A 23920-nucleotide genomic window follows, 5' to 3' on the forward strand; every position below is an offset into this window, starting at 1 on the left:
GGCCGCTGTGGCTGGCATCGCGTAGAAATCCGAGTATACACCAGCGCGGGGGCGTTGCGGGGAGGAGGAGTCGATTGATAATCGCCCGCCGCAGGAGGCTACTGCGGCGGGCGCTGGCGCGGTTATTTGGCCAACAGTTCCCGGCGCACGATCTCGGCGCCTGCACTTAAGGCATTCAGCTTGCCGCGGGCGACCTGACGGGGCAGAGGAGCCATGCCGCAGTTGGTCGACGGATAGAGCTTGTCGGCATCGACAAACTGCAGCGCTTTGCGCAGCGTAGCGGCCACTTCTTCCGGCGTCTCAACGGCATGATTCGCCACATCAATGGCGCCGACCATCACTTTCTTACCGCGAATCAGTTCAAGCAGATCCATCGGCACGTGCGAGTTATGGCACTCCAACGAGATAATATCGATAGTCGACGTTTGCAGCTTGGGAAACGCCTCTTCATATTGCCGCCACTCAGAGCCCAGCGTCTTTTTCCAGTCGGTATTGGCCTTAATGCCGTATCCATAGCAGATATGTACGGCCGTTTCACACTTAAGCCCTTCAACGGCTCTTTCCAGGGCGGCGATGCCCCAGTCATTCACCTCGTCAAAGAACACGTTAAATGCGGGCTCATCAAACTGAATAATGTCGACGCCGGCGGCCTCAAGCTCTTTGGCTTCCTGATTGAGGATCTTGGCGAACTCCCAGGCCAATTTCTCGCGGCTTTTATAGTGGTTGTCATAGAGCGTGTCGATCATGGTCATCGGCCCCGGCAGGGCCCATTTAATCGGCTGCTGGGTCAGCTGGCGTAAAAATTTGGCGTCTTCAACGAAAACGGGCTTTTGACGCGAGACCGCCCCCACCACGGTTGGCACGCTCGCCTCATAGCGATTGCGGATTTTAACCACTTCGCGTTTCTCGAAATCGACGCCGCTGAGGTGCTCGATAAACGTCGTGACGAAGTGCTGGCGCGTTTGCTCGCCATCGCTGACGATATCGATGCCGGCCTGTTGTTGCTCTGCCAGCGACAAACGCAGAGCGTCCTGTTTCCCTTCGATTAATTCTTCATTCTGCAATTTCCAGGGCGACCACAGGGTTTCCGGCTGGGCCAGCCAGGAAGGTTTAGGCAAGCTGCCGGCGGTCGAGGTAGGGAGCAATATTTTCATAATAGATGACCTGTATTTAAGTGAATCAAAGCGCGTAGTGAGCAGACCATTGCTCAAGAATGGGCTTGTAGGGCTTGATAAATTGCTCTTCCGTAAATTTCCCCTGCTCAATCGCTAACCGGCTACGCTCTTCGCGATCGTAAACAATCTTGGTTAATGAATGATCCTGGTTATTCAGGCTTGGCTGATAGCATTGCCCTGCCGCCGAGTTGGCATTGTAAATTTCAGGCCGATAGATTTTTTGGAAGGTCTCCATCGTGCTGATGGTGCCAATCAGCTCCAGATCGGTGTAATCGCTCAGCAAATCCCCAGGGAAATAAAACGCCAGGGGCGCGACGCTATTTTTCGGCATGAAATAGCGCACCTGCAGGCCCATTTTTTTAAAATACCGGTCGGTCAGCGAAGCGCCGTCTTGCCGATACTCGTCGCCCAAGACCGGGTGTTGATTGCCCGTCCGATGATAGGTGTCTTTGCTGGACACGCTGAGGCAGATCACCGGCGGTTTGCTGAAATTCTCATGGTATTCGTTTGAATTGACGAAGTGCTTAAAGATATTGCCGTGCAAATCGCCGAAATCATCCGGAATGGTAAATTCCGCCGTGTTTTTATTGTGCGCCGGCAGCAAGACGCTAAAGTCGTAATCGCGCACGTAAGAGGAGAAATTGTTCCCGACGATGCCCTCGATACGCGTTTGCGTTTTTTTATCAAGGATGTTGGTTTTCAGGATTTCTATTACCGGGAAGCTGGCGCTGTGATCTTCAATGCGCATCTCAACCGAAATGATTTCAAGCTCGACCGCATAGCGATCGGCCTTGGGGTTATCCCAATGCGCCAACGAATTGAAGCGGTTGTTAATCATCACCAGCGTGTTGCGCAGGTTCTCCCGGCGGTTTTCCCCTCTGGCCAAATTGGCGAAGTTGGTGGTGATACGCGTATTTTCAGAAGGGTTATAATCTTCATCGAAAGAACTGCTCTTAATCGTAAAGGTAAAGTCTCTATTCATCGTCTTATAGCATCCTGTTATATGATATGAGGGCTGGGTTTATCCATTTATTTCAATGGCTTGTTTTTCTATTTTTTCATTCAGCCGATTTCATATTGTCTGTCGTTAATGAGGTCTATTTTTGCCAGAGTCTCGGTGGGAGTGAAAGAGACTTAATTTCATTACCACATGAGCCACATTCATGATCTGGGGTTCAGGTGGGGTTGCCGCCGTTGCCCTGCGTTGCAAGCCGCCCGGCAAGCTGGTGCAGCCTGAAAAATTACGGGTATAATCCCACCATGACCCCACGGCTTCAGACACGAACATGACAAAACTCACCTTACAAGAGCAGATGCTCAAAGCGGGCTTGGTAACCAGCAAGAAAATGGCCAAAGTCCAGAGAACGGCTAAAAAATCACGCGTTCAGGCGCGCGAGGCCAGAGAGGCGGTGGAAGAGAATAAAAAGGCGCAGCTTGAGCGCGATAAGCAATTGAGCGAGCAGCAAAAGCAGGCCGCGCTGTCCAAAGAATACAAGGCGCAGGTGAAGCAACTGATCGAGATGAACCGCATCGTCCTGGCGAAAGGCGATATCGGTTTCAACTTCACCGACGGTAACCTGATCAAGAAAATCCTGGTGGATAAAGCGACCCAGACGCAGCTGATCAATGGCCGCCTCGCCATTGCCCGCTTGGTTGTCGAGAGCCGCGAAGAGTGTGAATACGCGATTATCCCCGCGAGCGTCGCCGATAAAATCGCGCAGCGCGATGCGGCCAGCATAGTGCTGCACAGTGCGCTGAGTCAGGAAGAGCAGGATGAAGACGATCCGTACGCCGACTTTAAAGTGCCCGACGATTTGATGTGGTAAGCCGCGTTCAGAACGGCGCGGCGTGACGAGCGGCTATCCGCTCTCCGCTGATGGGGTGCACAAAGTCCAGCTCGCTGGCGTGCAGCATCAGCCGCGGCGTCTGCTCGGTACCCGGCAGCAGGCGCCCGCCATACAGATCGCAACCTAAAATAGGATGGCCCAATTGCCGGCTGTGAATACGCAGCTGGTGGGTGCGTCCGGTCTCCGGGGTGAGCTGCACCCGCGTCAGCGGCAGCGAGATCCCGCCTTCCGTTTCACGATAAAAACGTTCGACGACCCGATAGCGGGAGCGGGCGGGCTTGCCGTGGAGGGCGCAAATCGACATCAGCGGGAACAGCGCCGGGTTTTTGGCGATCGCCGCGTCTATTACCCCTTCGTTATCCGCCAGATGGCCGCAGAGCAGCGCGCTGTACACTTTGCCGACGGTGCGTTCGCTGAACTGCCGGCAGAGCGCGGCGTTGACGGCCTTGTTGCGGGCCACCACCATCAAACCGGACGTGCCGAAATCCAGGCGGTGCGCCAGGGCGCAGCCGGGTAACAGCTGTACCAGCCGGTGGTGTACCGAATCGAGATTCTGCGGATTCTTGCCCGAGAGACTGAGCAGCCCGGCCGGCTTATTGATCAGCGCCAGATGATCGTCCTGATAGAGGATCTCTATCTGGTCATGGCATGGCGGGGCGATAAAGGTATCGGTGATCGTAGACATCGGGTGGCCGGCTGGAGGGTGGGGGCGGATGATAGCGAATTTCGCGTCGATGAGCGAATTTGACGGCGCAATCCCGCCGCTTGGAGTATTAGTGCTTCTGATACTGGATTAGAAACATCAATTTCACCTAATGATCGCTTCCTCGTATGATGCGCGTGTTGACCGATACGCGCCCACGTCCGGCGCCTTTTATCATTCGAGGAATTTCCCATGTTAGCCGTCTTCCTGCAGGGTTTTGCCCTGAGCGCCGCCATGATCCTGCCGCTGGGCCCGCAGAACGTATTCGTGATGAATCAGGGCATTCGCCGTCAGTACCATTTGATGATCGCCTCATTGTGCGCACTGAGCGATATCGTGCTGATCTGCGCCGGTATTTTCGGCGGCAGCGCGTTGCTGACCCGCTCGCCGCTGCTGTTGGCGTTAGTCACCTGGGGCGGTGTGGCGTTTCTGCTTTGGTACGGCTGGGGCGCGTTCCGTTCCGCCTTCAGCCCGCAACCGGCGCAGGCCGCGGCGCAGGAGCTGGCGCAGAGCCGCTGGCGCATCGTGGTCACCATGCTGGCGGTCACCTGGCTGAATCCGCACGTCTATCTGGACACTTTCGTGGTGCTCGGCAGCCTGGGCGGACAGCTGACGGCGGACGTGCGTTCCTGGTTCGCGCTTGGCGCGGTCAGCGCGTCGGCGGTGTGGTTCTTCGGCCTGGCGCTGCTGGCCTCCTGGCTGGCGCCGTGGCTGAATACGCAGCGGGCGCAGCGCATCATCAATGCGCTGGTCGGTCTGGTGATGTGGGGCATCGCGCTGCAGCTGGCCTGGCAGGGGGCAAATTTATAAGAATTTGTCACTAATCCGAATTCAAAACGCCGTGCGATATGCTACGTTTGATGCCAGGAATCCGGCGGTTCTCGCAGGGAAAAGCCGGCGATCAGAGACAGCCTGTCATTAAGGAGACACTGTGAAGCTAAAAGCATTGGCTATGGCCGCAATGGTCGGATTAGGGACGCTACCGATGGCGCTGCAGGCGGCTGAATTGCCTGAAGGGCCGCACGTCGTCACCTCCGGCACCGCCAGCGTGGACGCCACGCCGGATATCGCCACCCTGGCGATCGAGGTAAGCGTTTCCTCCAAAGACGCCGCCCAGGCGAAGAAGCAGGTAGACGAGCGCGTGGCGCAGTACTTTGATTTCCTGCAGAAAAACAACATCGAGAAGAAAGACATCAGCGCCGCCAACCTGCGCACTCAGCCGGAATACGACTACCTGAAAACCGGCGAGTCGGTGCTGAAGGGCTACCGGGCGGTGCGCCAGGTGCAGGTCACCCTGCGCCAGTTGGACAAGCTGAACGAGCTGCTGGACGGCGCGCTGAAATCCGGCCTGAACGAGATCCGCGCGGTGGAGCTGGGCGTCGCCAAGCCGGACGTGTATCGCGAGCAGGCGCGGCAAAAAGCGATCGAGAACGCGACTCAGCAGGCAGAATCCCTGGCCAAGGGCTTCCACGCCAAGCTGGGGCCGGTGTACAGCATTCGCTACCGGGTCGCCAACTACCAGCCGATGCCGGTGGCGCGGATGTATAAGGCGGCCGGCGCGGCGGCGGAAAACGACGCGGCGCAAACCTATGAACAGCAAAGCATTCACTTCGACGATCAGGTGGATGTGGTGTTCGAGCTGCAGCGTAACGCCGCGCAGTAAGGGTGTGGTATTGAAGAAAAGGTTCGCCGCGGGCGAACCTTTTTTCGTTTTAATCCTGGCGCAGCACCTGGTGACCGTGCTCCAGCAACGCGTCGGTCACTTTACGCATCATGCGGCTCTCCGGCGCGAAGCGGTGCCAGTACAGCATGCGGCGCTGGTACAGCCCCGGCGTCAGATCGATCAGTTCACCGGATGCCAGCTCCTTTTCGATCTGCAGATGCGGGATCATACAGCAGGTGGTGCCCTGACGCGCCAGCTGCACGAAGGCTTCCGATGAGTTCACGATGTGGCAGGGCACGCTGCCCGGCGACAGATCGAAGTTCTGCTGCAGGAATGCCTGGTGCATGTCGTCGAGATGGTCGAAGGCCACCGCCGGCGCTTTCAGCAGTGCGGAACGGGTGACGCCGTTCGGGAAATAGCGCTCGGCGAAGCCGCTGGAGGCCACAAACAGGTAGTCCAGCGCCCCCAGCCGATCCACCAGGCAGCTCGGCAGCGGCTGCGGCTGAATACTCACCGCGCCCACCACTTCACCGCGGCGCAGCCGCTCCTGGGTGCGGGTTTCATCTTCCACCTGCAGATTCAGGCGAATGGGGGAGTCCGCCAGCACCGGTTTCAGCGCCGGCAGCAGCCAGGTCGCCAGACTGTCGGCGTTGACCGCCAGCGACAGCAGCAGCGGCGTATCGACGCCGGTGTCGTTGCCCAGCCACTCTTCTTCCAGCAGCTCCACCTGATGCAGCAACGCCAGCAGCTTTTGCCCCTGTTCGGTCGGGCGCGGCGGCACGGTGCGGACCAGCAGCGGTTGGCCGAACAGGTTTTCCAGCTGTTTGATGCGTTGGGATACCGCCGATTGCGTGATGCAGAGTTTTTGCGCGGCGCGCTCGAAGCCGCGCTCACGGATCACCGCGTCCAGCGCTTGCAGCGTACGATAGTCTGGGCGTTTCATCGGAAAGATATCCCTTAAATTAGAATGATACCGGCACTATGCCACATTTTGCGCGCGGCGCAGGTGGAAAAATCACGCCACCAACTCGCCGCCAAGCGGGTAAAAATGCGGGCTGCGGTAAATAAGTGTGATCCTGCCGGCGTGAAAAACAGCGTTTTACCCTATAATACGCACACGTTTTCGTACAGAGGCAAGGGACATATTATGACGCAGGACGAACTGAAAAAAGCGGTAGGCTGGGCGGCGCTGGAATACGTGACGCCGGGCACCATCGTCGGGGTCGGCACCGGCTCTACCGCTGCCCACTTTATTGACGCGCTGGGCTCCATCAAGCACCAGATTGAAGGCGCGGTGTCCAGCTCCGACGCCTCCACCGCCAAGCTGAAAAGCCTCGGCATCCATGTGTTCGACAGCAACGAAGTGGACTCGCTCGATATCTACGTGGACGGCGCGGACGAAATCAACGGCCACATGCAGATGATCAAAGGCGGCGGCGCGGCGCTGACGCGCGAGAAGATCATCGCCGCCATCGCCAAGAAATTCATCTGCATCGTCGACGCCAGCAAGCAGGTGGATGTGCTGGGCAAGTTCCCGCTGCCGGTGGAAGTGATCCCGATGGCCCGCTCCTATGTGGCGCGCGAGCTGGTGAAACTCGGCGGCCTGCCGGAGTATCGCCAGAACGTGGTGACCGACAACGGCAACGTGATCCTCGATGTGCATAACCTGAGCATCACCGACGCCATCGCTTTGGAGAACAAGATCAACGGCATCGCCGGCGTGGTGACCGTGGGGCTGTTCGCCAACCGTGGCGCGGACGTGGCGCTGGTCGGCACCCCGGAAGGCGTGAAAGTGGTCAAATAAGCTTCTGCCGTTTGTGGCCCGGCGGTGCCGGGCCGCATAATTCTTCGGTTAAAATATCTTTTCTGAAAAACGGCAAATTTGGTGACTTATGTCACATTGTGAAAACTGACTCCCCAAAGCTTCTGCCGAAAACTTTCCCTATGGCATTTTCTGCCGTAAACCGCCATCAACGCTGCGCCTTGTCCTGCCGGGCAGGCAATCGTTTGTATTGCCGCCCGCGTTATTTTTGTTATGTTGGATGGGAGCTGTGTCGTCACAGCCGCTTCTGAAGTCTGAACATAGGGTCGGGTAAATGGCAAAAGTATCATTGGAGAAAGACAGGATTAAATTCCTGTTGGTGGAAGGGGTTCATCAGAGCACGGTCGATAATTTGCGTGCCGCCGGTTATACCAACATCGAATACCACAAGGGTGCGTTAGACACCGAATCGTTGAAGGCATCCATCCGCGATGCACACTTCGTCGGCATCCGATCGCGTACGCATCTGACTGAAGAGGTGTTCGCCGCCGCAGAAAAACTGGTGGCGGTGGGCTGCTTCTGCATCGGCACCAACCAGGTTGATCTGAAAGCGGCGACCAAACGCGGTATTCCGGTCTTCAACGCCCCCTTCTCCAATACCCGATCCGTGGCCGAAATGGTGCTGGGCGAGCTGCTGTTGATGCTGCGCGGCATTCCGGCCGCCAACGCCAAGGCGCACCGCGGCGTGTGGCACAAACTGGCCGTGGGCTCCTATGAGGCGCGCGGCAAAAAGCTGGGCATCATCGGCTACGGCCATATCGGCACCCAACTGGGCATTCTGGCCGAAGGGCTGGGCATGAAGGTGTTCTTCTACGACATCGAGAACAAGCTGCCGCTGGGCAATGCGCAGCAGGTGCGCCATCTGTCCGATCTGCTCAATATGAGCGACGTGGTGACGCTGCACGTGCCGGAAACGCCATCGACCAAAAATATGATGGGGGCGGAAGAACTGGCGCTGATGAAACCGGGCGCCATTCTGATCAACGCCTCGCGCGGCACCGTGGTGGATATTCCCGCGCTGTGCGACGCGCTGGCCAGCAATCACCTGGCGGGCGCGGCGATCGACGTCTTCCCGGAAGAGCCGGCGACCAACAGCGATCCGTTCAACTCGCCGCTGTGTGAGTTCGACAACGTGCTGCTGACGCCGCACATCGGCGGTTCCACTCAGGAAGCGCAAGAGAACATCGGCGACGAAGTGGCCGGCAAGCTGGCGAAATACTCCGACAACGGATCGACTCTGTCCGCCGTCAACTTCCCGGAAGTGTCGCTGCCGGCGCATGGCCCGAACGCCAGCCGCCTGCTGCACATCCACGAAAACCGTCCGGGCGTGCTGACGCAGATTAACCAGATCTTTGCCGAAGAGGGAGTTAACATCGCCGCACAGTATCTGCAAACCGGGCCGGAAATCGGCTATGTGGTGATCGACATCGAAGCGGAAACCGCGCGCGCCGACGCCGCGCTGCAGCGTATGAAAGCCATCGACGGCACCATCCGCGCCCGCCTGCTGTTCTGATTCGGCGGCATGCCGCAACGAAAAAGGCCGGAGCGATCCGGCCTTTTGCTATTTTGGCTCGTGCCACGCCCAGCTGCAGAGCGGGGTGAGGATTTCCGGCAGCGGGATATCCCAGTGTTCGGTCGGCAGATGCTCCACCTGCTGGCAATCATGGGCCAGGCCGATGGGATAGGGGCCGCCGCTGCGCCAGTTTTGCAGGGTGCGATCGTAAAAGCCGCCGCCCATGCCCAGACGCTGCCCGGTATGATCGAACGCCACCAGCGGTGTCAGCACCACCTCCAGTTCACCCTGCGGCAACACCTTGCGCACATCGAGGCGCGGTTCGAGAATATTGAAGCGATTGCGCACCAGCGGCGTTTCCGGCGCATAGCGCAGGAACAGCAGGTGGCCCGGGCTGAACGGATGCAGCACCGGCAGGTAAACCCGTTTGCCGAGCGTCCACAGCCGCTCGATCAGCGGTCCGGTATCGAGTTCGCCGTCAAACGACAAAAACACCGCGATGCTGTGCGCCGCCTGAATGCGTTCATGCGTGACGAGGCGTTCGGCTATCTTTTCTGCGGCAAAGCGTTGCTGGCCCGGCGTAAGCTCGCGCCGACGTTGGCGAATGAGTTGACGAATGGTTTGGCGCTGCTGCGCGAATTGGGGTTGAAAAGGCATCGTATCAGGCTTGCTCTGTGTGGTGTTCAGCACACATAAACCGCTGAGAAGGGGAATCTCCGAGATGCCGTCGCAGGCTGTAACCCTTGAACCCATGGTTCAAGGTGAACGTGCCGTCGCAATCTTAAGGCTTCTCGGCGCACCGAGCGTGCTCACCGATCGCGGAGCAACACATTCTGTTTGTACTAAATATCGGCTCAGGGGACTGGCCCGCTGGCGAACATCTCAGAGAAATTTTGTACTCGTTGCCGAAACTTTGATTTCAACAACTTAAGTTATTCGAATTGTGCATCCTGACGTTCAGAGATGCGACCTTGTTCAAGCAGCGCTTGTTCAATGGTCTGCTGCAGCATCCGTATGCGTTGTTCCATATTGGACGCGTAGTCACGGGTTTTCAACCGTTCTTGAGCAAGTTCGTGACAGACGTTCAATGCCGCGATGAAAACCAGTTGCTCAGTATTGGAGACTCTAGTGCGAACTTTAAGATCTTGCAACCGTTGGTTAAGATCGTCCGCCGCCATATTCAACGCATCTTGTTGTTCTGGCGGGCAATTGACTCTTAACGAGCGGCCAAAAATTTGAATATCTACCGGTTGTGCAGACATGCCACCTTCCTGCCTAAATTTCGCGCCAGCCTTGTCCGCCCTGGCCGGGCCGTCAAAGCGGGCGCCACTATATATACCTCGGTACCAAGATACAACCCCTTTTTCAGTACCTGGTTGTAATCTACTGTGGCGCACATTGCCAGTCAAAAAAGGGTTTCAAAATGCGTATTTACCGCACTTCCGTCACCCGCCGGCGCAGTGTGAAACCTGCCACATCGCGATTATAACTAGCCACTGAGGTGTCGCGCTTATCTGGTATAGCGACGGACCTTGGTGGTAGCATAACACGAACTTATCCTGCCAACGATGACGAATGCGCATGTCTATACAGAATACATTTCCAAGTTACCAATCTTTAACCGTGGCCCTCAACCAGCAGTCGGTGGCGTTGACCGCGGCAGAAATGCACGGCCTGATCAGCGGCCTGCTGTGTGGCGGCAGCCGTGACGCCGGCTGGCAGGCGCTGGTGCACGATCTGACCAACGAAGGCGTCGCCTTCCCACAGGCGCTCAGCCAACCGTTGCAGCAGCTGTATGAAGCGACGCGTGACACGCTGGAAGATGACGAATTCCTGTTCCAACTGATGCTGCCTGAAGGGGAGATCGTCAGCGTGTTCGATCGCGCCGACGCGCTGGCCGGTTGGGTCAACCACTTCCTGCTCGGTCTGGGCATGATGCAGCCGAAGCTGGCTCAGGTGAAAGACGAAGTCGGTGAAGCGATCGACGATCTGCGCAACATCGCGCAACTGGGCTACGACGAAGACGAAGATCAGGAAGAATTGGAACAGTCGTTGGAAGAAGTGGCGGAGTATGTGCGGGTCGCCGCCATCATGTGCCACGGCGAATTCACCCGTCACAAACCGACGGCGCCGGAAAATATCAAACCGACGCTGCACTAAACGTTCTATCGCCCCTCCGCCGGCGGTGCGGATGGCAATGATTTCAGGAGAAGGTAATGACTCAGCAGGAATTCAACAACCGCCGCCAGGCGCTGTTGGCGAAAATGGCGCCGGCCAGCGCGGCGGTTATTTTCTCTGCGCCGGAAACGACGCGCAGTGCAGATTCAGACTATCCCTACCGGCAGAACAGTGATTTTTGGTACCTGACCGGCTTCAATGAGCCGGAAGCGGTGCTGGTGCTGATTAAAAGCGACGAAACGCACAACCACAGCGTGTTGTTCAACCGGGTGCGCGATTTGACGGCGGAAATCTGGTTTGGCCGCCGCCTGGGGCAAGACGCCGCACCGGCAAAGCTGGGTGTGGATCGCGCGCTGCCGTTCGATGAAATCAATGACCAACTGCACCTGCTGCTCAACGGCCTGGATGTGGTCTACCACGCGGAGGGCGAATACGCCTATGCCGATCAGATCCTGTTCGGCGCGTTGGACAAGCTGCGCAAGGGGTTCCGCCAGAACCTGCAGGCGCCTGCCACCGTGACCGACTGGCGGCCGTGGCTGCACGATATGCGCCTGTTCAAATCGCCGGAAGAGCTGGCGGTGATGCGCCGCGCCGGCGAGATCAGCGCGTTGGCGCATACTCGCGCGATGGAAAAATGCCGCCCGGGCATGTTCGAATACCAGCTGGAAGCGGAAATTCATCATGAGTTCACCCGCCTCGGCGCCCGTTACCCGTCTTACAACACCATCGTCGGCAGCGGCGAAAACGGCTGTATCCTGCACTACACCGAGAACGAGAGCCAGATGCGCGACGGCGATCTGGTGTTGATCGACGCCGGTTGCGAGTACCAGGGGTACGCCGGCGACATCACCCGCACCTTCCCGGTCAACGGCAAGTTCAGCCGGCCGCAGCGCGCGGTGTACGACATTGTGCTGGCGTCGCTGCAGCGCGCTTTGGAACTGTTCAAACCCGGCACCAGCATTCGCGAAGTCAATGACGAAGTGGTGCGCATCATGGTGGTCGGGCTGGTGGAGCTGGGCGTATTGAAAGGTGAAGTCGACCAGTTGATCGCCGAGCAGGCCCACCGTCAGTTCTTTATGCACGGGCTGAGCCACTGGCTGGGTCTCGACGTGCACGACGTTGGCCACTACGGCACGCCGAGCCGCGATCGGCTGCTGGAGCCGGGCATGGTGCTGACCGTGGAACCGGGGCTGTATATCGCGCCGGATGCGGACGTGCCGGCGGAGTACCGCGGCATCGGCATCCGCATCGAGGACGACATCGTGATCACCGCCGACGGCAATGAAAACCTGACCGCCACCGTGGTGAAAGACGCCGATGCCATCGAGGCCTTGATGGCGGCGGCAAGGTCATAGCATGAGCGTCATTATCGTTGGTGGCGGTATGGCGGGCGCGACGCTGGCGCTGGCTATCTCGTCGCTTACTCAGGGAAGAATGGCGGTGGATTTGGTCGAGGCGACCCGGCCGGACGACCGCAGCCATCCTGGCTTTGACGCCCGCGCCATCGCTTTGGCGCAGGGCACCTGCCAACAGCTGGCGCGCATCGGCGTTTGGCCGGCGCTGCGCGACTGCGCCACGCCGATCACTCAGGTGCACGTCAGCGATCGCGGTCACGCCGGTTTCGTTAATCTGCAGGCGCAGGATTATCAGGTCGATGCGCTCGGCCAGGTGATCGAACTGCACGACGCCGGGCAGCGGCTGTTCGCGCTGCTGGCGAAGGCGCCGGGCGTCACGCTGCACTGCCCCGCGCGGGTGGTGGACGTGATTCGCACCGCGGAGCGGGCGGAAGTGCTGCTGGACAACGGCCAGCGTCTGCGCGGGCAGCTGCTGGTGGCGGCCGACGGCTCGCGTTCGGCGCTGGCGCAGGCCTGCAACGTGCAGTGGCGGCAGGAGGACTATCCGCAGTTCGCCACCATCGCCAACGTCACCACGGCGGAAGATCCGCAGGGGCGCGCCTTTGAACGCTTTACCCGTTATGGGCCGCTGGCGCTGTTGCCGATGTCGCAGGGGCGCAGTTCGCTGGTGTGGTGCCATGCGCGCGAAGATCGCGCCCGGGTGGATGCCTGGGACGACGCGCGTTTTATCGCCGAGCTGCAACAGGCCTTCGGCTGGCGGCTGGGGCGCTTCCTCAAGGCCGGTAAGCGGCACAGTTATCCACTTAGCCTGCTAACCGCCGATCGTCATGTCAGCCACCGGCTGGCGCTGGTGGGCAACGCGGCGCAGACGCTGCATCCGATCGCCGGGCAGGGGTTCAACCTTGGTCTGCGCGATGTGATGTCGCTGGCGGAAACGCTGGCGGAAGCGATGAACAGCGGCGAAGACGCCGGCGGTTATGCGCTGCTGAGCCGCTATCAGCAGCGGCGGCAAAACGATCAGCAGGCGACGATCGGCGTGACCGACGGATTGATTCGCCTGTTCGCCAACCGTTATGCCCCGCTGGTGGTCGGCCGCAATCTGGGGCTGATGGCGATGGCGCGTTTGCCGGCGGTGCGCGACGCCTTCGCCAAGCGCACATTGGGCTGGGTGGAACGTTAGACACAGAATCGGGCGCCCTGTGGCGCGCCCAAAAACGCGGCGTGGCAAGGCGTCGCGCGTTATTTAAGGAAATCGAGCAGCATGCAATCATTTGACGTGATTATCGCCGGTGGCGGTATGGTGGGGCTGGCGTTGGCCTGCGGCCTGCAGGGCAGCGGGCTGCGCGTGGCGGTGTTGGAGCAGCGCCAGCCGGATATGGCGCCGCCGTCGGAGCAGCCTGCGCTGCGCGTTTCCGCCATCAATGCCGCCAGCGAGCGTTTGCTGCAGCATATCGGCGTGTGGGACGACATCCTCCAGCAGCGCGCCAGCGCCTACAACGCGATGGAAGTGTGGGATCGCGACAGCTTCGGCAAAATCGCCTTCCGCGGCGACGAGTGCGGTTTCAGCCATCTCGGCCACATCATCGAAAATTCGGTGATCCAGAAGGCGCTGTGGAAGCGCGCCGAAAGCCTGTCGGACATCACGCTGATTACCCCGGCCGCGCTCAAGCAGGTGGCGTGGGGCGAGAATGACGCCTTCATCACGCTGGAGGACGGCCGTATGCTGACCGCCCGGTTGGTGATTGGCGCCGACGGCGCCCAGTCGTGGCTGCGCCAGCATGCCGATATCCCGCTGACCTTCTGGGACTATCGCCACCACGCGTTGGTGGCCACCATCCGCACCGAAGAGCCGCATCAGGCCACGGCGCGGCAAATTTTCCACGGCGACGGCATTCTGGCGTTCCTGCCGTTCAGCGATCCGCATTTGAGCTCCATCGTCTGGTCGGTCGCGCCGGAAGACGCTGAGCGTCTCAAGCAGCAGGAGCCGGAACAATTCAACCGCGAACTGGCGATGGCCTTCGATATGCGTCTGGGCGCCTGCAGCCTGGAAAGCGAACGGCTGGCGTTCCCGCTGACCGGCCGCTATGCGCGCAGCTTCGCGGCGCACCGCCTGGCGCTGGTGGGCGATGCGGCGCATACCGTGCATCCGCTGGCCGGACAGGGCGTGAATCTGGGCTTTATGGACGCCGCCGAGCTGATTTCCGAACTGCGCCGCCTGCAGCGGCAGGGCAAGGATATTGGCCAGCACCTCTATCTGCGCCGCTATGAGCGCCGCCGCAAACACGGCGCGGCGGTGATGTTGGCCAGCATGCAGGGGTTCCGCGAACTGTTCGACGGCAACCACCCGGCCAAAAAGCTGCTGCGCGACGTGGGGCTGCGGCTGGCGGACAGCCTGCCTGGCGTCAAGCCTAAGCTGGTGCGTCAGGCGATGGGCCTGAACGATCTGCCCGAGTGGCTTGCCTGACACCTGCCTTCTGCGAGCCCGCAGCGGGCTCGCGCTTCTCGCCTTATGCCATCGCGTTTCCTTATATAACCCTTCATTTGAAATAATCTAATTTCAGCCGCTTTTTATCATTACTTTTTCTAATTCCATGTTCGGTTATCAAAAGTCCGGATCCCATGTGCGGCCATAGGTTTGTTATATAAGTTCGGCATTTTGCCGCTTTAATTGTTAATTTTGTGCCTTAAGGCGCATTTTTCCAGTGAAAAACTCTGCAAACTAGCCCGGCATTTTACCGCCCCGGAACAGCAATGAGCCTATTTTAACTTATGGTTAATGTGGTCGTTCGGTGATAAGTTCGGGGGAAAGGTATCGTTTGCGTCACGGCGGTTGCACGCAGTTTTCGCCCGTCCCGGCGCAGCATTTGTGTTGAGCAGTCAGTGCGCCATGGCGATCGGGCCGCGAGCCAGGCTCCGCCGCATTGCGTGGCAGCACCCTAACTTCTAGCGACGAGTGGAAAGAGGGAAAAGATGGCAAAGCAAACCCCACTGTACGACCAGCACGTGGCGTGCGGTGCGCGCATGGTAGACTTTCACGGCTGGATGATGCCGCTGCACTACGGCTCGCAGCTCGATGAGCACCACGCGGTGCGTCAGGATGCCGGCATGTTCGACGTGTCTCACATGACCATCGTGGATCTGCACGGCGCTCGCACCCGCGAGTTCCTGCGCTACCTGCTGGCGAACGACGTCGCCAAACTGACCCAACCCGGCAAGGCGCTGTACACCGGCATGCTGAATGCTTCCGGCGGCGTGATCGACGACCTGATCGTTTATTTCCTCACTGAAGACTATTTCCGCCTGGTGGTGAATTCCGCCACCCGCGACAAAGACCTGGCCTGGATCGAAGAGCACGCCGCGCCGTATGGCGTCGCGCTGACGGTGCGCGACGATCTGGCGCTGATCGCGGTGCAGGGCCCGCAGGCCAAAGAGCGCGCCGGCACCCTGTTCACCCCGGAACAAAAAAGCGCGGTCGAAGGCATGAAGCCATTCTTCGGCGTGCAGGCCGGCGAGCTGTTCATCGCCACCACCGGTTACACCGGCGAGGCCGGCTATGAGATCGCGCTGCCGAAAGAGCAGGCGGCGGATTTCTGGCAAAAATTGCTGGCAGCGGGCGTCAAGCCGGCCGGTCTGGGCGCGCGCGACACCCTGCGCCTGGAAGCGGGCATGAACCTCTACGGGCAAGAGATGGATGAAGGCGTTTCGCCGCTGGCCGCCAATATGGGCTGGACCATCGCCTGGCAGCCGGAAGATCGCCGTTTCATCGGCCGCGAAGCGCTGGAACAACAGCGCGAGCAGGGCACCGAGCAACTGGTCGGCTTGATCATGACGGAAAAAGGCGTATTACGTAATGAGCTGCCGGTGCGTTTCACCGACGCGGCGGGGCAAACCCACGAAGGCGTGATCACCAGCGGTTCGTTCTCCCCGACGCTGGGCTTCAGCATCGCGCTGGCGCGCGTGCCGGCGGGCATCGGCGAGCAGGCCATCGTGCAGATCCGCAACCGCGAGATGCCGGTCAAAGTGACCAAGCCCGGTTTCGTTCGCGCCGGCAAGCCGCTGACAAATTGATTTTTTATTGATTGATTCTTTTATTTCTTCGAAGGAGTAACCGGCGATGAGCAATGTGCCAACAGAATTGAAATACGCATCCTCTCACGAGTGGGTTCGCGCAGAAGGTAACGGCGTTTACACCGTAGGCATCACCGAACACGCGCAGGAACTGCTGGGCGATATGGTGTTTGTCGATCTGCCGGAAGTGGGCCGCACAGTCGCCGCCGGTGAAGACTGCGCCGTGGCGGAATCCGTCAAGGCGGCGTCGGACATCTACGCGCCAATCAGCGGTGAAATCGTGGCGGTGAACGCCGAGCTGGAAAGCTCCCCGGAGCTGGTGAACAGCGAACCTTACGGTGACGGCTTCCTGTTCCAGATTAAAGCCTCCGACGAAGGCGAGCTGGCGAACCTGCTGGACGCCGCGGCTTATCAGGCCTCGATCGACGAGTAATCGTGCCCACGCCCCAGGCCTTTCGGCCGGGGCGTTTTAGTTACCGTTCAAGCTATATCCCGTATCACGCAAGCATTCAGGAATTTGTAGCAATGACTCAGACACTCAGCCAACTCGAACACAGCGAAGCGTTCATCGAACGCCACATCGGCTCTTCTGCGGAACAACGCCAGGAGTTGCTGGCAGCGGTGGGCGCTCGCTCGCTCAGCGCGCTGATCCAACAGATCGTGCCGGCGGACATTCAGCTGCCGGGGCCGCCGCCGGTTGGCGACGCGGCGACCGAACACCAGGCGCTGGCTGAGCTGAAGGCGATCGCCTCGCAGAATCAGCGCTACAAATCCTACATCGGCATGGGCTACAGCGCCGTGCTGACGCCGCCGGTGATCCTGCGCAACATGCTGGAAAATCCGGGCTGGTACACCGCTTACACCCCCTATCAGCCGGAAGTGTCGCAGGGCCGTCTGGAAGCGCTGCTGAACTTCCAGACTGTGACCCTCGATCTGACCGGCCTGGATCTGGCCTCCGCATCGCTGCTGGATGAAGCCACCGCCGCCGCTGAGGCGATGGCGTTGGCCAAACGCGCCAGCAAGCTGAAAGACGCCAACCGCTTCTTCGTGGCTGACGACGTGCATCCACAGACGCTGGACGTGGTGCGCACCCGCGCCGAAACCTTCGGCTTCGACGTCATCGTCGATAAAGCGGAAAAAGTGCTGGAGCTGGACGGCGTGTTCGGCGTGTTGCTGCAGCAGGTGGGCACCACCGGTGAACTGCACGACTACAGCGCGCTGCTGGCCGAACTGAAATCGCGCAAAATCATCACCAGCGTGGCTGCCGACATCATGGCCCTGGTGCTGCTGACCGCGCCGGGCAAGCAGGGCGCCGACGTGGTGTTCGGCTCCGCGCAACGCTTCGGCGTGCCGATGGGCTACGGCGGCCCGCACGCCACCTTCTTCGCCTGCCGCGACGAGTTCAAGCGCTCGATGCCGGGCCGCATCATCGGCGTTTCCCGCGATGCCGCCGGCAACACCGCGCTGCGCATGGCGATGCAGACCCGCGAGCAGCATATCCGCCGCGAGAAGGCCAACTCGAATATCTGTACTTCGCAGGTGCTGCTGGCCAACATCGCCAGCCTGTATGCGGTGTATCACGGCCCGCAAGGGCTGCAGCGCATCGCCGGGCGCATCCATCGCCTGACCGACATCCTGGCTGCCGGGCTGCAGAAGGCCGGCCTGACGCTGCGCCACAACACCTGGTTCGACACCCTGACCGTTGAAGTGAAAGACAAGGCCGCCGTGCTGGAACGTGCGCTGAGCTTCGGCATCAACCTGCGTACCGACATCCACGGCGCCGTGGGCATCACGCTGGATGAAGCCACCTCGCGTGAAGACGTGCAAACGCTGTTCGCACTGCTGGCGGGCGACAATCACGGTCTGGACATCGACGCGCTGGACGCGGCGGTGAGCAAAAACAGCCAATCGATCCCGGCCGCCATGCTGCGCCAGGATCCGATCCTGACCCACCCGGTATTCAACCGCTATCACAGCGAAACCGAGATGATGCGTTACATGCATCGCTTGGAGCGTAAGGATCTGGCGCTGAACCAGGCGATGATCCCGCTGGGTTCCTGTACCATGAAATTGAACGCCGCGGCGGAAATGATCCCGATCACCTGGCCTGAATTCTCCGAACTGCACCCGTTCTGCCCGCCGGAGCAGGCTGCCGGTTACCAGCAGATGATCGGCCAACTGTCCCAGTGGCTGGTGCAGCTGACCGGCTATGATGCGGTGTGCATGCAGCCGAACTCCGGCGCGCAGGGCGAATACGCCGGCCTGCTGGCGATCCGCCGCTACCACGAAAGCCGCAACGAAGCGGGCCGTCACGTCTGCCTGATCCCGAGCTCGGCGCACGGCACCAACCCGGCCTCCGCCCAGATGGCGGGCATGAGCGTGGTCGTGGTGGCCTGCGACAAGAACGGCAACATCGATCTGCACGATCTGCGCGTCAAGGCGGAGCAGGCAGGCGAAGAACTCTCTTGCATCATGGTGACCTACCCGTCGACCCACGGCGTGTATGAAGAAACCATCCGTGAAGTGTGCCAGATCGTGCACCAGTTCGGCGGTCAGGTGTATCTGGACGGCGCCAACATGAATGCCCAGGTGGGCATCACCACGCCGGGCTACATCGGCGCGGATGTTTCGCACCTCAACCTGCATAAAACCTTCTGCATCCCGCACGGCGGCGGCGGCCCGGGCATGGGCCCTATCGGCGTGAAAGCGCACCTGGCGCCGTTTGTACCGGGCCACAGCGTGGTGCAGATCGACGGCGTAACCACCCAGCAGGGCGCGGTCTCCGCGGCGCCGTTCGGCAGCGCCTCCATCCTGCCTATCAGTTGGATGTACATCCGCATGATGGGCGCGGAAGGCCTGAAGCAGGCCAGCCAGATGGCGATCCTGAACGCCAACTACATCGCCACCCGTCTGAAAGACGCGTATCCGATTCTGTATACCGGCCGCGATCACCGCGTGGCGCACGAATGTATCCTCGACATTCGTCCGCTGAAGGAAGAGACCGGCATCAGCGAAATGGACATCGCCAAGCGCCTGATCGACTTCGGCTTCCACGCGCCGACCATGTCGTTCCCGGTAGCGGGCACGCTGATGGTCGAGCCGACCGAGTCGGAAAGCAAGGTGGAGCTGGATCGCTTTATCGATGCGATGCTGGCGATCCGCAGCGAGATCGACCGCGTCGCCAAAGGCGAATGGCCGCTGGAAGACAACCCGCTGGTGAATGCGCCGCACGTGCAGGCGGAGCTGGTCAACGACTGGCAGCACCCGTACAGCCGCGAGCTGGCGGTGTTCCCGGTGGCCGGCGTACGCGAGAACAAGTACTGGCCGAGCGTTAAGCGTCTGGACGACGTGTATGGCGACCGTAACCTGTTCTGCTCTTGCGTGCCGATGAGCGATTACGAATAACACGTTCGGCAAAGTTTGTGTTTGGGGGACACCGCATGATGCGGTGTCCCTTTTTATTTTATCGCGGCCTATTCTTTCCGGTACGTTCCCACGATTTGAGGAGTCATCATGCAAGCGGCAATCGTAACAGCGCTGGGGCAACCCCCGGTTTTCGGCACCTTTGAGGAGCCTCAGGCGCAGGCGAATGAAGTGCCGATCGACGTTCTGGCGGCCGGCATCAAGCAGCTGGATCGCGCCACCGTCGCCGGCACTCATTATTCCAGCCCGAAGCAATTGCCGATCGTGCCTGGCACCGACGGCGTAGGCCGTACGGCGGACGGGCAACGGGTGTACTTCGCCTCTTTCCGTCGCCCTTACGGCGCGATGGCAGAGCGTAGCGTCGCGTCCTGGACGGTGCCGGTGCCGGAGGCGGTGGACGACGCCACGGCGGCGGCGCTGATCAATCCGGCCTTCGCCGCCTGGCTGCCGCTGCGCTGGCGGGCGGATCTGCAGCCCGGAGAAACGGTGCTGATCATTGGCGCCACCGGCACCTCGGGCAAGCTGGCGGTCGCGGCGGCGCGTCAGGCGGGGGCCGGGCGCATCGTTGCCGCCGGTCGGCGCCTGAGCGTGCTGGAGGCGTTGGGTGTGGACGCCACGGTGGATCTGAGCCTGCAGGGCGAGGCGCTGGCGCAGGCCTTCGCGGCGGCGGCGGGGCCGGGTGGTTATCAGGTGATTGTCGATTACATCTGGGGCCCGGCGACCGAAGCGCTGCTGGCGACGCTCAATAATCACGATCTCTCGTCTTACGCCGGGGGGCGCGGCATTCGCTTGGTCAACGTCGGCTCGATGGCCGCGCCGGACATCCGGCTGCCGGCGGCGGTGCTGCGCAGCAATCAGCTGCAGATCCTCGGCAGCGGCACCGGCAACTTCCCGCCGATCCCGGAGATGCAGCGCTACGCGACCGAGATTTTGGCGCTGGCGGCGACCGGAGCGCTCACTATCGAGACGCAAGAGCACGCGCTGGCGGATATCAACGAGGTGTGGGATCTGAACAAGAAAAGCGACGTGCGTTCGGTGATACGCATCGCCCGCTAAGCCCTGGCCGCTAGCGGCAGAGGCAGACCAGGTGAATGTCCTCCGGCTCACGGGCGAACAATTCGGTATCCGGATGTTCGATGAGCCGGCAACCCTGCGCCAGATAGAAGTCTACGGTGCTTTTGTTGGGAATGGAGGAGACGTACAGCCCGGCGGCGCCTTCTTGCGCCGCCTGCCGCAGACAGAGCTGGAACAGCTGCTTGCCTAACCCCTGGCCGCGTTGGTGCGCGCTGACGTAAAAGAACAGCAGCTGGCGCAGATCTTGCCGCGGGCCGCGCGGTTCGGTGTCCAGCGCCGCCGCTGCCACGATCTCCTCGCCTTCGAACAGCGCGAAGAACGCGCCGCCGCGATCGAAGCACGCTTCGTGGATCGGCGTATAGGTTTCCCGATCGTGCGGATCCCAGCCGCGCACATCGTAGTAGTCCGGGTAGGGGTGCAGCTTGCCATCCTGCAGGCGATACAGGGTGTCGATAATTTCGCTGCGGTCGATATCCCACAGCCGGTCGAGTTGCTGCCGTTGCAGCAGTACAGGGGCGATCATGCTCGTGGTTAACTCTCAATCTGTGGCCGGTAACTTTCCGGCAAATCGATGATAAAGCCGATGCCGCGATCGTCGAGGCCTTCGGTGACGCGCAGCTGCGCGCCGATTTTGTCGGCCAGGTTGCGGGCGATGGCCAATCCCAGCCCGCTGCCGGTCTGCTGCGTGCCGGGCACGCGGTAAAAGCGCTCAAACAGGCGCGGAAGGTGCTCTTCGCTCACCCCGGGGCCGTTGTCGCGCAACGTAATATAGCAGCCGAGCGGCGCCAGCGAGCGGATATTGGCTTCGATGCGGCTGCCGGGCGGCGCGTATTTGAGCGCATTGTCCAGCAGATTGGTGAAGATGGCGATCAGCGCATGGCGGTCGGTACTCACCACCACCTCCTCGCTGCCGTCGAGCGACAGTTCGACATCTTTTTCCAGCGCATAGGGGACGTGCTGCGCGATGCATTTTCCAATTTCGGCGTAGATGTCCACCGCCTCAATCTTCAGCGGAAAATCTTCCGCCTCCAGCTTGGCCAGGTTGATCAGCTGGCGCGACAGCGACGCCGCCCGATCCAGCCCTTGCTGCATGTCGCCGATGATTTCCCGGCGCTCCTGCTGCTCGCTGACCTGGGTCAGCAAATGCAGCTGCGCCAGCACGGCGGCGATCGGCGTGCGCAGCTCATGCGCGGCGTCGGCCATAAATCGTTTCTCGCGCTGATTGGCGGCGTCGATGCGCGCCATCAGTTTGTTAACCTCCATCACCACCGGCCGGATTTCCTGATACTGCTCGCTGACGTTGATCGGCGACAGATTGCCGGGCTGACGATCGGAAATGGTTCGGGCGATCTGGCGCAGCGGCCGCAGGCTGAAATAGGCCGTAAACAGCAAAGTGATGATGATGGCCGCCAGAATGCCCAGCAGCGGTACGGCGGTGCTCTCCGCCGGGTTGCCGAACAGCGTGGTGCGATCGTTGAACGATTCGCCGACGATCACCCGGTACTGGCGATTCTCGCTCCAGCTGCCGGCGAGATGCCAGTTGGCGCCGGCGTAATTGACCGAGCCGGACAGCACCGAAGGCGGCAGGCGCAGCGGCTCTCCCTGCGTTTGCGAACTGTAAAGCACCCGGTTGTCTCGATCGTAAACCACAAACAGCGGGTGATAGTCGATTTCATCCTGCATGCCGTTATTGATGGAATCAATGTACATGCCTTCAATGGTCTTGATGATGCCGCGGTAATCGATATGGTCAGTGCCGGTTTCGTCGAGAATATTGGCGATGCCTGCAGCGACGATGCGTTGCTGGTTATCGAAATATTTCTCCATGTCGGGGTAATACCAATATTTCACCCAGGCGACGAGGATCCCCCACAATAATAAAATGGCCAGCACCTGGAAAATAATGGTGCGCATAAAGAAGGATTTGAAACCGATCATTTCGCTACTCTTTCTTCAGCAAATAACCAATGCCGCGTACGGTAATAATTCTTTCTTTACCGATCTTGCGCCGTAAATTATGCATGTGCACTTCCAGCGAGTTGCTTTCCACGCTGTCGCCGTGGCCGAACAGCCGCTGTTCCAACACCGCTTTGCGCACCACGGTGCCGGCGCAGCGCATCAGTTCGTGCAGCAGGTGATACTCTTTTTTCGACAGCATCAGCAGTTCGTTATCCAGCATGACCTGATGGTTGACCGGATCGAGATACAGCGCGCCGAGGCTCCAGGTTTGTGACGCGAAGCCCGCCATGCGCCGGTTGACCGCCTTGACGCGCGAGATGAGTTCGGGCAGCGCAAAGGGTTTGGCCAGAAAGTCGTCCGCGCCGGAATCCAGGCTGTTCACCAGGCTTTCAATGCGGTCGCGGGCGGTCAGGATGATGATCGGGATATTTTGCCCGGCGGCGCGCCAGGCGATCAGCCTCTGCAAACCGTCACCGTCCGGCAGCGTGAGATCCAGCAGCATCAAATCGAACCCGCCGGATGAAAGTTTATTTTCCGCGTCGACGAGCAGGCGCACCCAGCACAAATTAAAGCCGGCCAGCTCCAATGCTCGGCACAGCGCCTTGCCTAATTGCAGGTCGTCTTCCACCAACAGTATGTTCACGTTATTTCCGCTGAGATCCTTGAGTCGCGCTTATCTAACTATAACGCTGACGGGAAGACAACGGGGAAACCTGCGCTGCCTGCACGTTCTTAAGCAAACCTTAATCTGGCTTTAATCTCGCGTTAAGGGAACGAGGGGGGATTTCAGTTATTTTGCTGCCATTCGAAATCATGGTTGAGGGAGCGAAACATGCAGACTGACGGTTCCCCGCTCGCGGGCGCCTCGCGGCGGCTGATGTATTCAGGCGTGGCGATGCTGCTCGTGCTGTTGATGCTGTCGTTTCGCGGCGATGTGCACAGCCCTGCTCACAAAGGCCTGCATGCTTCCGGTTTGCAGCGGGGCCATCAGGTGGCGGTAACGGACGCCTCCGGCTGCGCGAAATATCGGATTAAAAAGCTGCTGCGCCGCCTGGCTCAGCTCTGAAGCGTTTTCTAGAGCGCCGCTCTATACTCTGACTGGCAAACGGGGAGCCTGTGCGCAGGCCGTTATTTTTATAT

Annotated in this window: 23 protein-coding genes and 1 other RNA gene; 14 read left to right on the forward strand and 10 right to left on the reverse strand. The window is 60.2% G+C overall.

The features are described 5' to 3' along the window. Window positions 1–122 precede the first annotated feature (122 nt). Together ACOWVD_RS20435 and ACOWVD_RS20440 are read right to left on the reverse strand one after the other, a co-directional pair. Window positions 123–1154, reverse strand: coding sequence for a methionine synthase (locus ACOWVD_RS20435; RefSeq protein ID WP_049240093.1), 1032 nt, complete (start codon window positions 1152–1154; stop codon window positions 123–125). A gap of 25 nt (window positions 1155–1179) precedes the next feature. Continuing rightward, complete coding sequence (locus tag ACOWVD_RS20440) at window positions 1180–2157, reverse strand: DUF1852 domain-containing protein (protein WP_049240092.1); 978 nt, start codon at window positions 2155–2157, stop codon at window positions 1180–1182. A 304-nt stretch (window positions 2158–2461) separates the two neighbouring features. Here ACOWVD_RS20440 and ACOWVD_RS20445 point away from each other — a divergent pair, with 304 nt between their 5' ends. After that, entirely contained in the window at window positions 2462–3001 is a 540-nt protein-coding gene (locus ACOWVD_RS20445; protein ID WP_004931599.1) for a DUF2058 domain-containing protein, read from the forward strand. A gap of 7 nt (window positions 3002–3008) precedes the next feature. On the opposite strand, the gene ACOWVD_RS20450 is transcribed toward ACOWVD_RS20445, so the two are convergent. Further along, entirely contained in the window at window positions 3009–3707 is a 699-nt protein-coding gene (locus ACOWVD_RS20450) for an RluA family pseudouridine synthase (RefSeq protein ID WP_049240091.1), read from the reverse strand. Between the two features lie 210 nt (window positions 3708–3917). Between ACOWVD_RS20450 and argO the strand changes: the two genes are divergently transcribed. Both argO and ACOWVD_RS20460 read left to right on the forward strand, forming a co-directional pair. Beyond that, the gene (argO, locus tag ACOWVD_RS20455) at window positions 3918–4535 is read left to right on the forward strand and encodes an arginine exporter ArgO (protein ID WP_004931603.1); all 618 of its coding nucleotides are present in this window, start codon (window positions 3918–3920) and stop codon (window positions 4533–4535) included. Between the two features lie 121 nt (window positions 4536–4656). Further along, on the forward strand, window positions 4657–5388 hold the full coding sequence (locus ACOWVD_RS20460) for an oxidative stress defense protein (protein ID WP_031300626.1): 732 nt from the start codon (window positions 4657–4659) through the stop codon (window positions 5386–5388). Window positions 5389–5437: 49 nt separating this feature from the next. Here ACOWVD_RS20460 and ACOWVD_RS20465 read toward each other — a convergent pair whose 3' ends face one another. Continuing rightward, window positions 5438–6331: a LysR family transcriptional regulator ArgP gene (locus ACOWVD_RS20465; protein WP_004931613.1), complete on the reverse strand. Its 894-nt coding sequence runs from the start codon at window positions 6329–6331 to the stop codon at window positions 5438–5440. A 204-nt stretch (window positions 6332–6535) separates the two neighbouring features. Here ACOWVD_RS20465 and rpiA point away from each other — a divergent pair, with 204 nt between their 5' ends. Both rpiA and serA read left to right on the forward strand, forming a co-directional pair. After that, on the forward strand, window positions 6536–7192 hold the full coding sequence (rpiA, locus tag ACOWVD_RS20470) for a ribose-5-phosphate isomerase RpiA (protein WP_025304157.1): 657 nt from the start codon (window positions 6536–6538) through the stop codon (window positions 7190–7192). A gap of 292 nt (window positions 7193–7484) precedes the next feature. Then, window positions 7485–8723 (forward strand): phosphoglycerate dehydrogenase, encoded by a 1239-nt coding sequence (gene serA, locus ACOWVD_RS20475; RefSeq protein WP_004931617.1) that lies wholly within the window; start codon window positions 7485–7487, stop codon window positions 8721–8723. 48 nt (window positions 8724–8771) lie between these two features. On the opposite strand, the gene ACOWVD_RS20480 is transcribed toward serA, so the two are convergent. The 3 genes from ACOWVD_RS20480 to zapA form a co-directional block, all read right to left on the reverse strand. After that, window positions 8772–9380, reverse strand: coding sequence for a 5-formyltetrahydrofolate cyclo-ligase (locus ACOWVD_RS20480; protein ID WP_044030530.1), 609 nt, complete (start codon window positions 9378–9380; stop codon window positions 8772–8774). Between the two features lie 52 nt (window positions 9381–9432). Next, window positions 9433–9615: non-coding RNA, 6S RNA (ssrS, locus tag ACOWVD_RS20485), on the reverse strand. Between the two features lie 40 nt (window positions 9616–9655). Then, entirely contained in the window at window positions 9656–9985 is a 330-nt protein-coding gene (zapA, locus tag ACOWVD_RS20490; protein WP_004931621.1) for a cell division protein ZapA, read from the reverse strand. 319 nt (window positions 9986–10304) lie between these two features. Between zapA and ACOWVD_RS20495 the strand changes: the two genes are divergently transcribed. The 8 genes from ACOWVD_RS20495 to ACOWVD_RS20530 all read left to right on the forward strand — a co-directional run bounded on the left by ACOWVD_RS20495 (window position 10305) and on the right by ACOWVD_RS20530 (window position 20803). After that, window positions 10305–10883, forward strand: coding sequence for a YecA family protein (locus ACOWVD_RS20495; RefSeq protein WP_004931622.1), 579 nt, complete (start codon window positions 10305–10307; stop codon window positions 10881–10883). Window positions 10884–10939: 56 nt separating this feature from the next. Further along, window positions 10940–12256, forward strand: a complete 1317-nt coding sequence (gene pepP, locus ACOWVD_RS20500; protein WP_421105755.1) for a Xaa-Pro aminopeptidase — start codon at window positions 10940–10942, stop codon at window positions 12254–12256. A 1-nt stretch (window position 12257) separates the two neighbouring features. Further along, window positions 12258–13436: a 2-octaprenyl-6-methoxyphenyl hydroxylase gene (gene ubiH / locus ACOWVD_RS20505; RefSeq protein ID WP_421105756.1), complete on the forward strand. Its 1179-nt coding sequence runs from the start codon at window positions 12258–12260 to the stop codon at window positions 13434–13436. Window positions 13437–13517: 81 nt separating this feature from the next. Beyond that, window positions 13518–14720, forward strand: a complete 1203-nt coding sequence (gene ubiI / locus ACOWVD_RS20510; protein ID WP_306377667.1) for an FAD-dependent 2-octaprenylphenol hydroxylase — start codon at window positions 13518–13520, stop codon at window positions 14718–14720. A 506-nt stretch (window positions 14721–15226) separates the two neighbouring features. Further along, window positions 15227–16324: a glycine cleavage system aminomethyltransferase GcvT gene (gene gcvT / locus ACOWVD_RS20515; RefSeq protein ID WP_004931631.1), complete on the forward strand. Its 1098-nt coding sequence runs from the start codon at window positions 15227–15229 to the stop codon at window positions 16322–16324. A gap of 46 nt (window positions 16325–16370) precedes the next feature. Continuing rightward, window positions 16371–16757 carry a glycine cleavage system protein GcvH gene (gcvH, locus tag ACOWVD_RS20520; protein ID WP_004931633.1) on the forward strand — a complete coding sequence of 129 codons (387 nt, stop codon included), beginning with the start codon at window positions 16371–16373 and terminating at the stop codon, window positions 16755–16757. 92 nt (window positions 16758–16849) lie between these two features. Beyond that, window positions 16850–19729: an aminomethyl-transferring glycine dehydrogenase gene (gcvP, locus tag ACOWVD_RS20525; protein ID WP_421105757.1), complete on the forward strand. Its 2880-nt coding sequence runs from the start codon at window positions 16850–16852 to the stop codon at window positions 19727–19729. Between the two features lie 108 nt (window positions 19730–19837). Further along, entirely contained in the window at window positions 19838–20803 is a 966-nt protein-coding gene (locus ACOWVD_RS20530; RefSeq protein WP_049240088.1) for a quinone oxidoreductase family protein, read from the forward strand. Between the two features lie 10 nt (window positions 20804–20813). On the opposite strand, the gene ACOWVD_RS20535 is transcribed toward ACOWVD_RS20530, so the two are convergent. Genes ACOWVD_RS20535 through ACOWVD_RS20545 form a run of 3 tightly spaced genes read right to left on the reverse strand, consistent with a single transcriptional unit; the run spans window position 20814 to window position 23423 of the window. Beyond that, window positions 20814–21341, reverse strand: a complete 528-nt coding sequence (locus ACOWVD_RS20535) for a GNAT family N-acetyltransferase (RefSeq protein ID WP_049240107.1) — start codon at window positions 21339–21341, stop codon at window positions 20814–20816. 11 nt (window positions 21342–21352) lie between these two features. Continuing rightward, a complete protein-coding gene (locus ACOWVD_RS20540) occupies window positions 21353–22759 on the reverse strand; it encodes an ATP-binding protein (protein ID WP_021505718.1) in 1407 nt (468 codons plus the stop codon). 4 nt (window positions 22760–22763) lie between these two features. Continuing rightward, window positions 22764–23423 carry a response regulator gene (locus ACOWVD_RS20545; RefSeq protein ID WP_004931642.1) on the reverse strand — a complete coding sequence of 220 codons (660 nt, stop codon included), beginning with the start codon at window positions 23421–23423 and terminating at the stop codon, window positions 22764–22766. Window positions 23424–23612: 189 nt separating this feature from the next. Between ACOWVD_RS20545 and ACOWVD_RS20550 the strand changes: the two genes are divergently transcribed. Continuing rightward, a complete protein-coding gene (locus tag ACOWVD_RS20550) occupies window positions 23613–23846 on the forward strand; it encodes a hypothetical protein (protein WP_004931645.1) in 234 nt (77 codons plus the stop codon). Window positions 23847–23920: the final 74 nt, after the last annotated feature.

The sequence above is a fragment of the Serratia sp. SA088 genome, assembly GCF_049065515.1.
In the GTDB taxonomy this organism is placed as follows: Bacteria; Pseudomonadota; Gammaproteobacteria; order Enterobacterales; family Enterobacteriaceae; genus Serratia; species Serratia nematodiphila.

Coding starts and splice junctions, on each gene's coding strand:
- ubiI (WP_306377667.1), top strand. CDS start 13,518: ATGCAATCATTTGACGTGATTATCGCCGGTGGCGGTATGGTGGGGCTG.
- ACOWVD_RS20445 (WP_004931599.1), top strand. CDS start 2,462: ATGACAAAACTCACCTTACAAGAGCAGATGCTCAAAGCGGGCTTGGTA.
- ACOWVD_RS20465 (WP_004931613.1), bottom strand. CDS start 6,331: ATGAAACGCCCAGACTATCGTACGCTGCAAGCGCTGGACGCGGTGATC.
- ACOWVD_RS20435 (WP_049240093.1), bottom strand. CDS start 1,154: ATGAAAATATTGCTCCCTACCTCGACCGCCGGCAGCTTGCCTAAACCT.
- ubiH (WP_421105756.1), top strand. CDS start 12,258: ATGAGCGTCATTATCGTTGGTGGCGGTATGGCGGGCGCGACGCTGGCG.
- argO (WP_004931603.1), top strand. CDS start 3,918: ATGTTAGCCGTCTTCCTGCAGGGTTTTGCCCTGAGCGCCGCCATGATC.
- ACOWVD_RS20495 (WP_004931622.1), top strand. CDS start 10,305: ATGTCTATACAGAATACATTTCCAAGTTACCAATCTTTAACCGTGGCC.
- ACOWVD_RS20450 (WP_049240091.1), bottom strand. CDS start 3,707: ATGTCTACGATCACCGATACCTTTATCGCCCCGCCATGCCATGACCAG.
- gcvH (WP_004931633.1), top strand. CDS start 16,371: ATGAGCAATGTGCCAACAGAATTGAAATACGCATCCTCTCACGAGTGG.
- ACOWVD_RS20440 (WP_049240092.1), bottom strand. CDS start 2,157: ATGAATAGAGACTTTACCTTTACGATTAAGAGCAGTTCTTTCGATGAA.
- serA (WP_004931617.1), top strand. CDS start 7,485: ATGGCAAAAGTATCATTGGAGAAAGACAGGATTAAATTCCTGTTGGTG.
- pepP (WP_421105755.1), top strand. CDS start 10,940: ATGACTCAGCAGGAATTCAACAACCGCCGCCAGGCGCTGTTGGCGAAA.
- gcvP (WP_421105757.1), top strand. CDS start 16,850: ATGACTCAGACACTCAGCCAACTCGAACACAGCGAAGCGTTCATCGAA.
- ACOWVD_RS20540 (WP_021505718.1), bottom strand. CDS start 22,759: ATGATCGGTTTCAAATCCTTCTTTATGCGCACCATTATTTTCCAGGTG.
- zapA (WP_004931621.1), bottom strand. CDS start 9,985: ATGTCTGCACAACCGGTAGATATTCAAATTTTTGGCCGCTCGTTAAGA.
- ACOWVD_RS20550 (WP_004931645.1), top strand. CDS start 23,613: ATGCAGACTGACGGTTCCCCGCTCGCGGGCGCCTCGCGGCGGCTGATG.
- ACOWVD_RS20530 (WP_049240088.1), top strand. CDS start 19,838: ATGCAAGCGGCAATCGTAACAGCGCTGGGGCAACCCCCGGTTTTCGGC.
- rpiA (WP_025304157.1), top strand. CDS start 6,536: ATGACGCAGGACGAACTGAAAAAAGCGGTAGGCTGGGCGGCGCTGGAA.
- gcvT (WP_004931631.1), top strand. CDS start 15,227: ATGGCAAAGCAAACCCCACTGTACGACCAGCACGTGGCGTGCGGTGCG.
- ACOWVD_RS20480 (WP_044030530.1), bottom strand. CDS start 9,380: ATGCCTTTTCAACCCCAATTCGCGCAGCAGCGCCAAACCATTCGTCAA.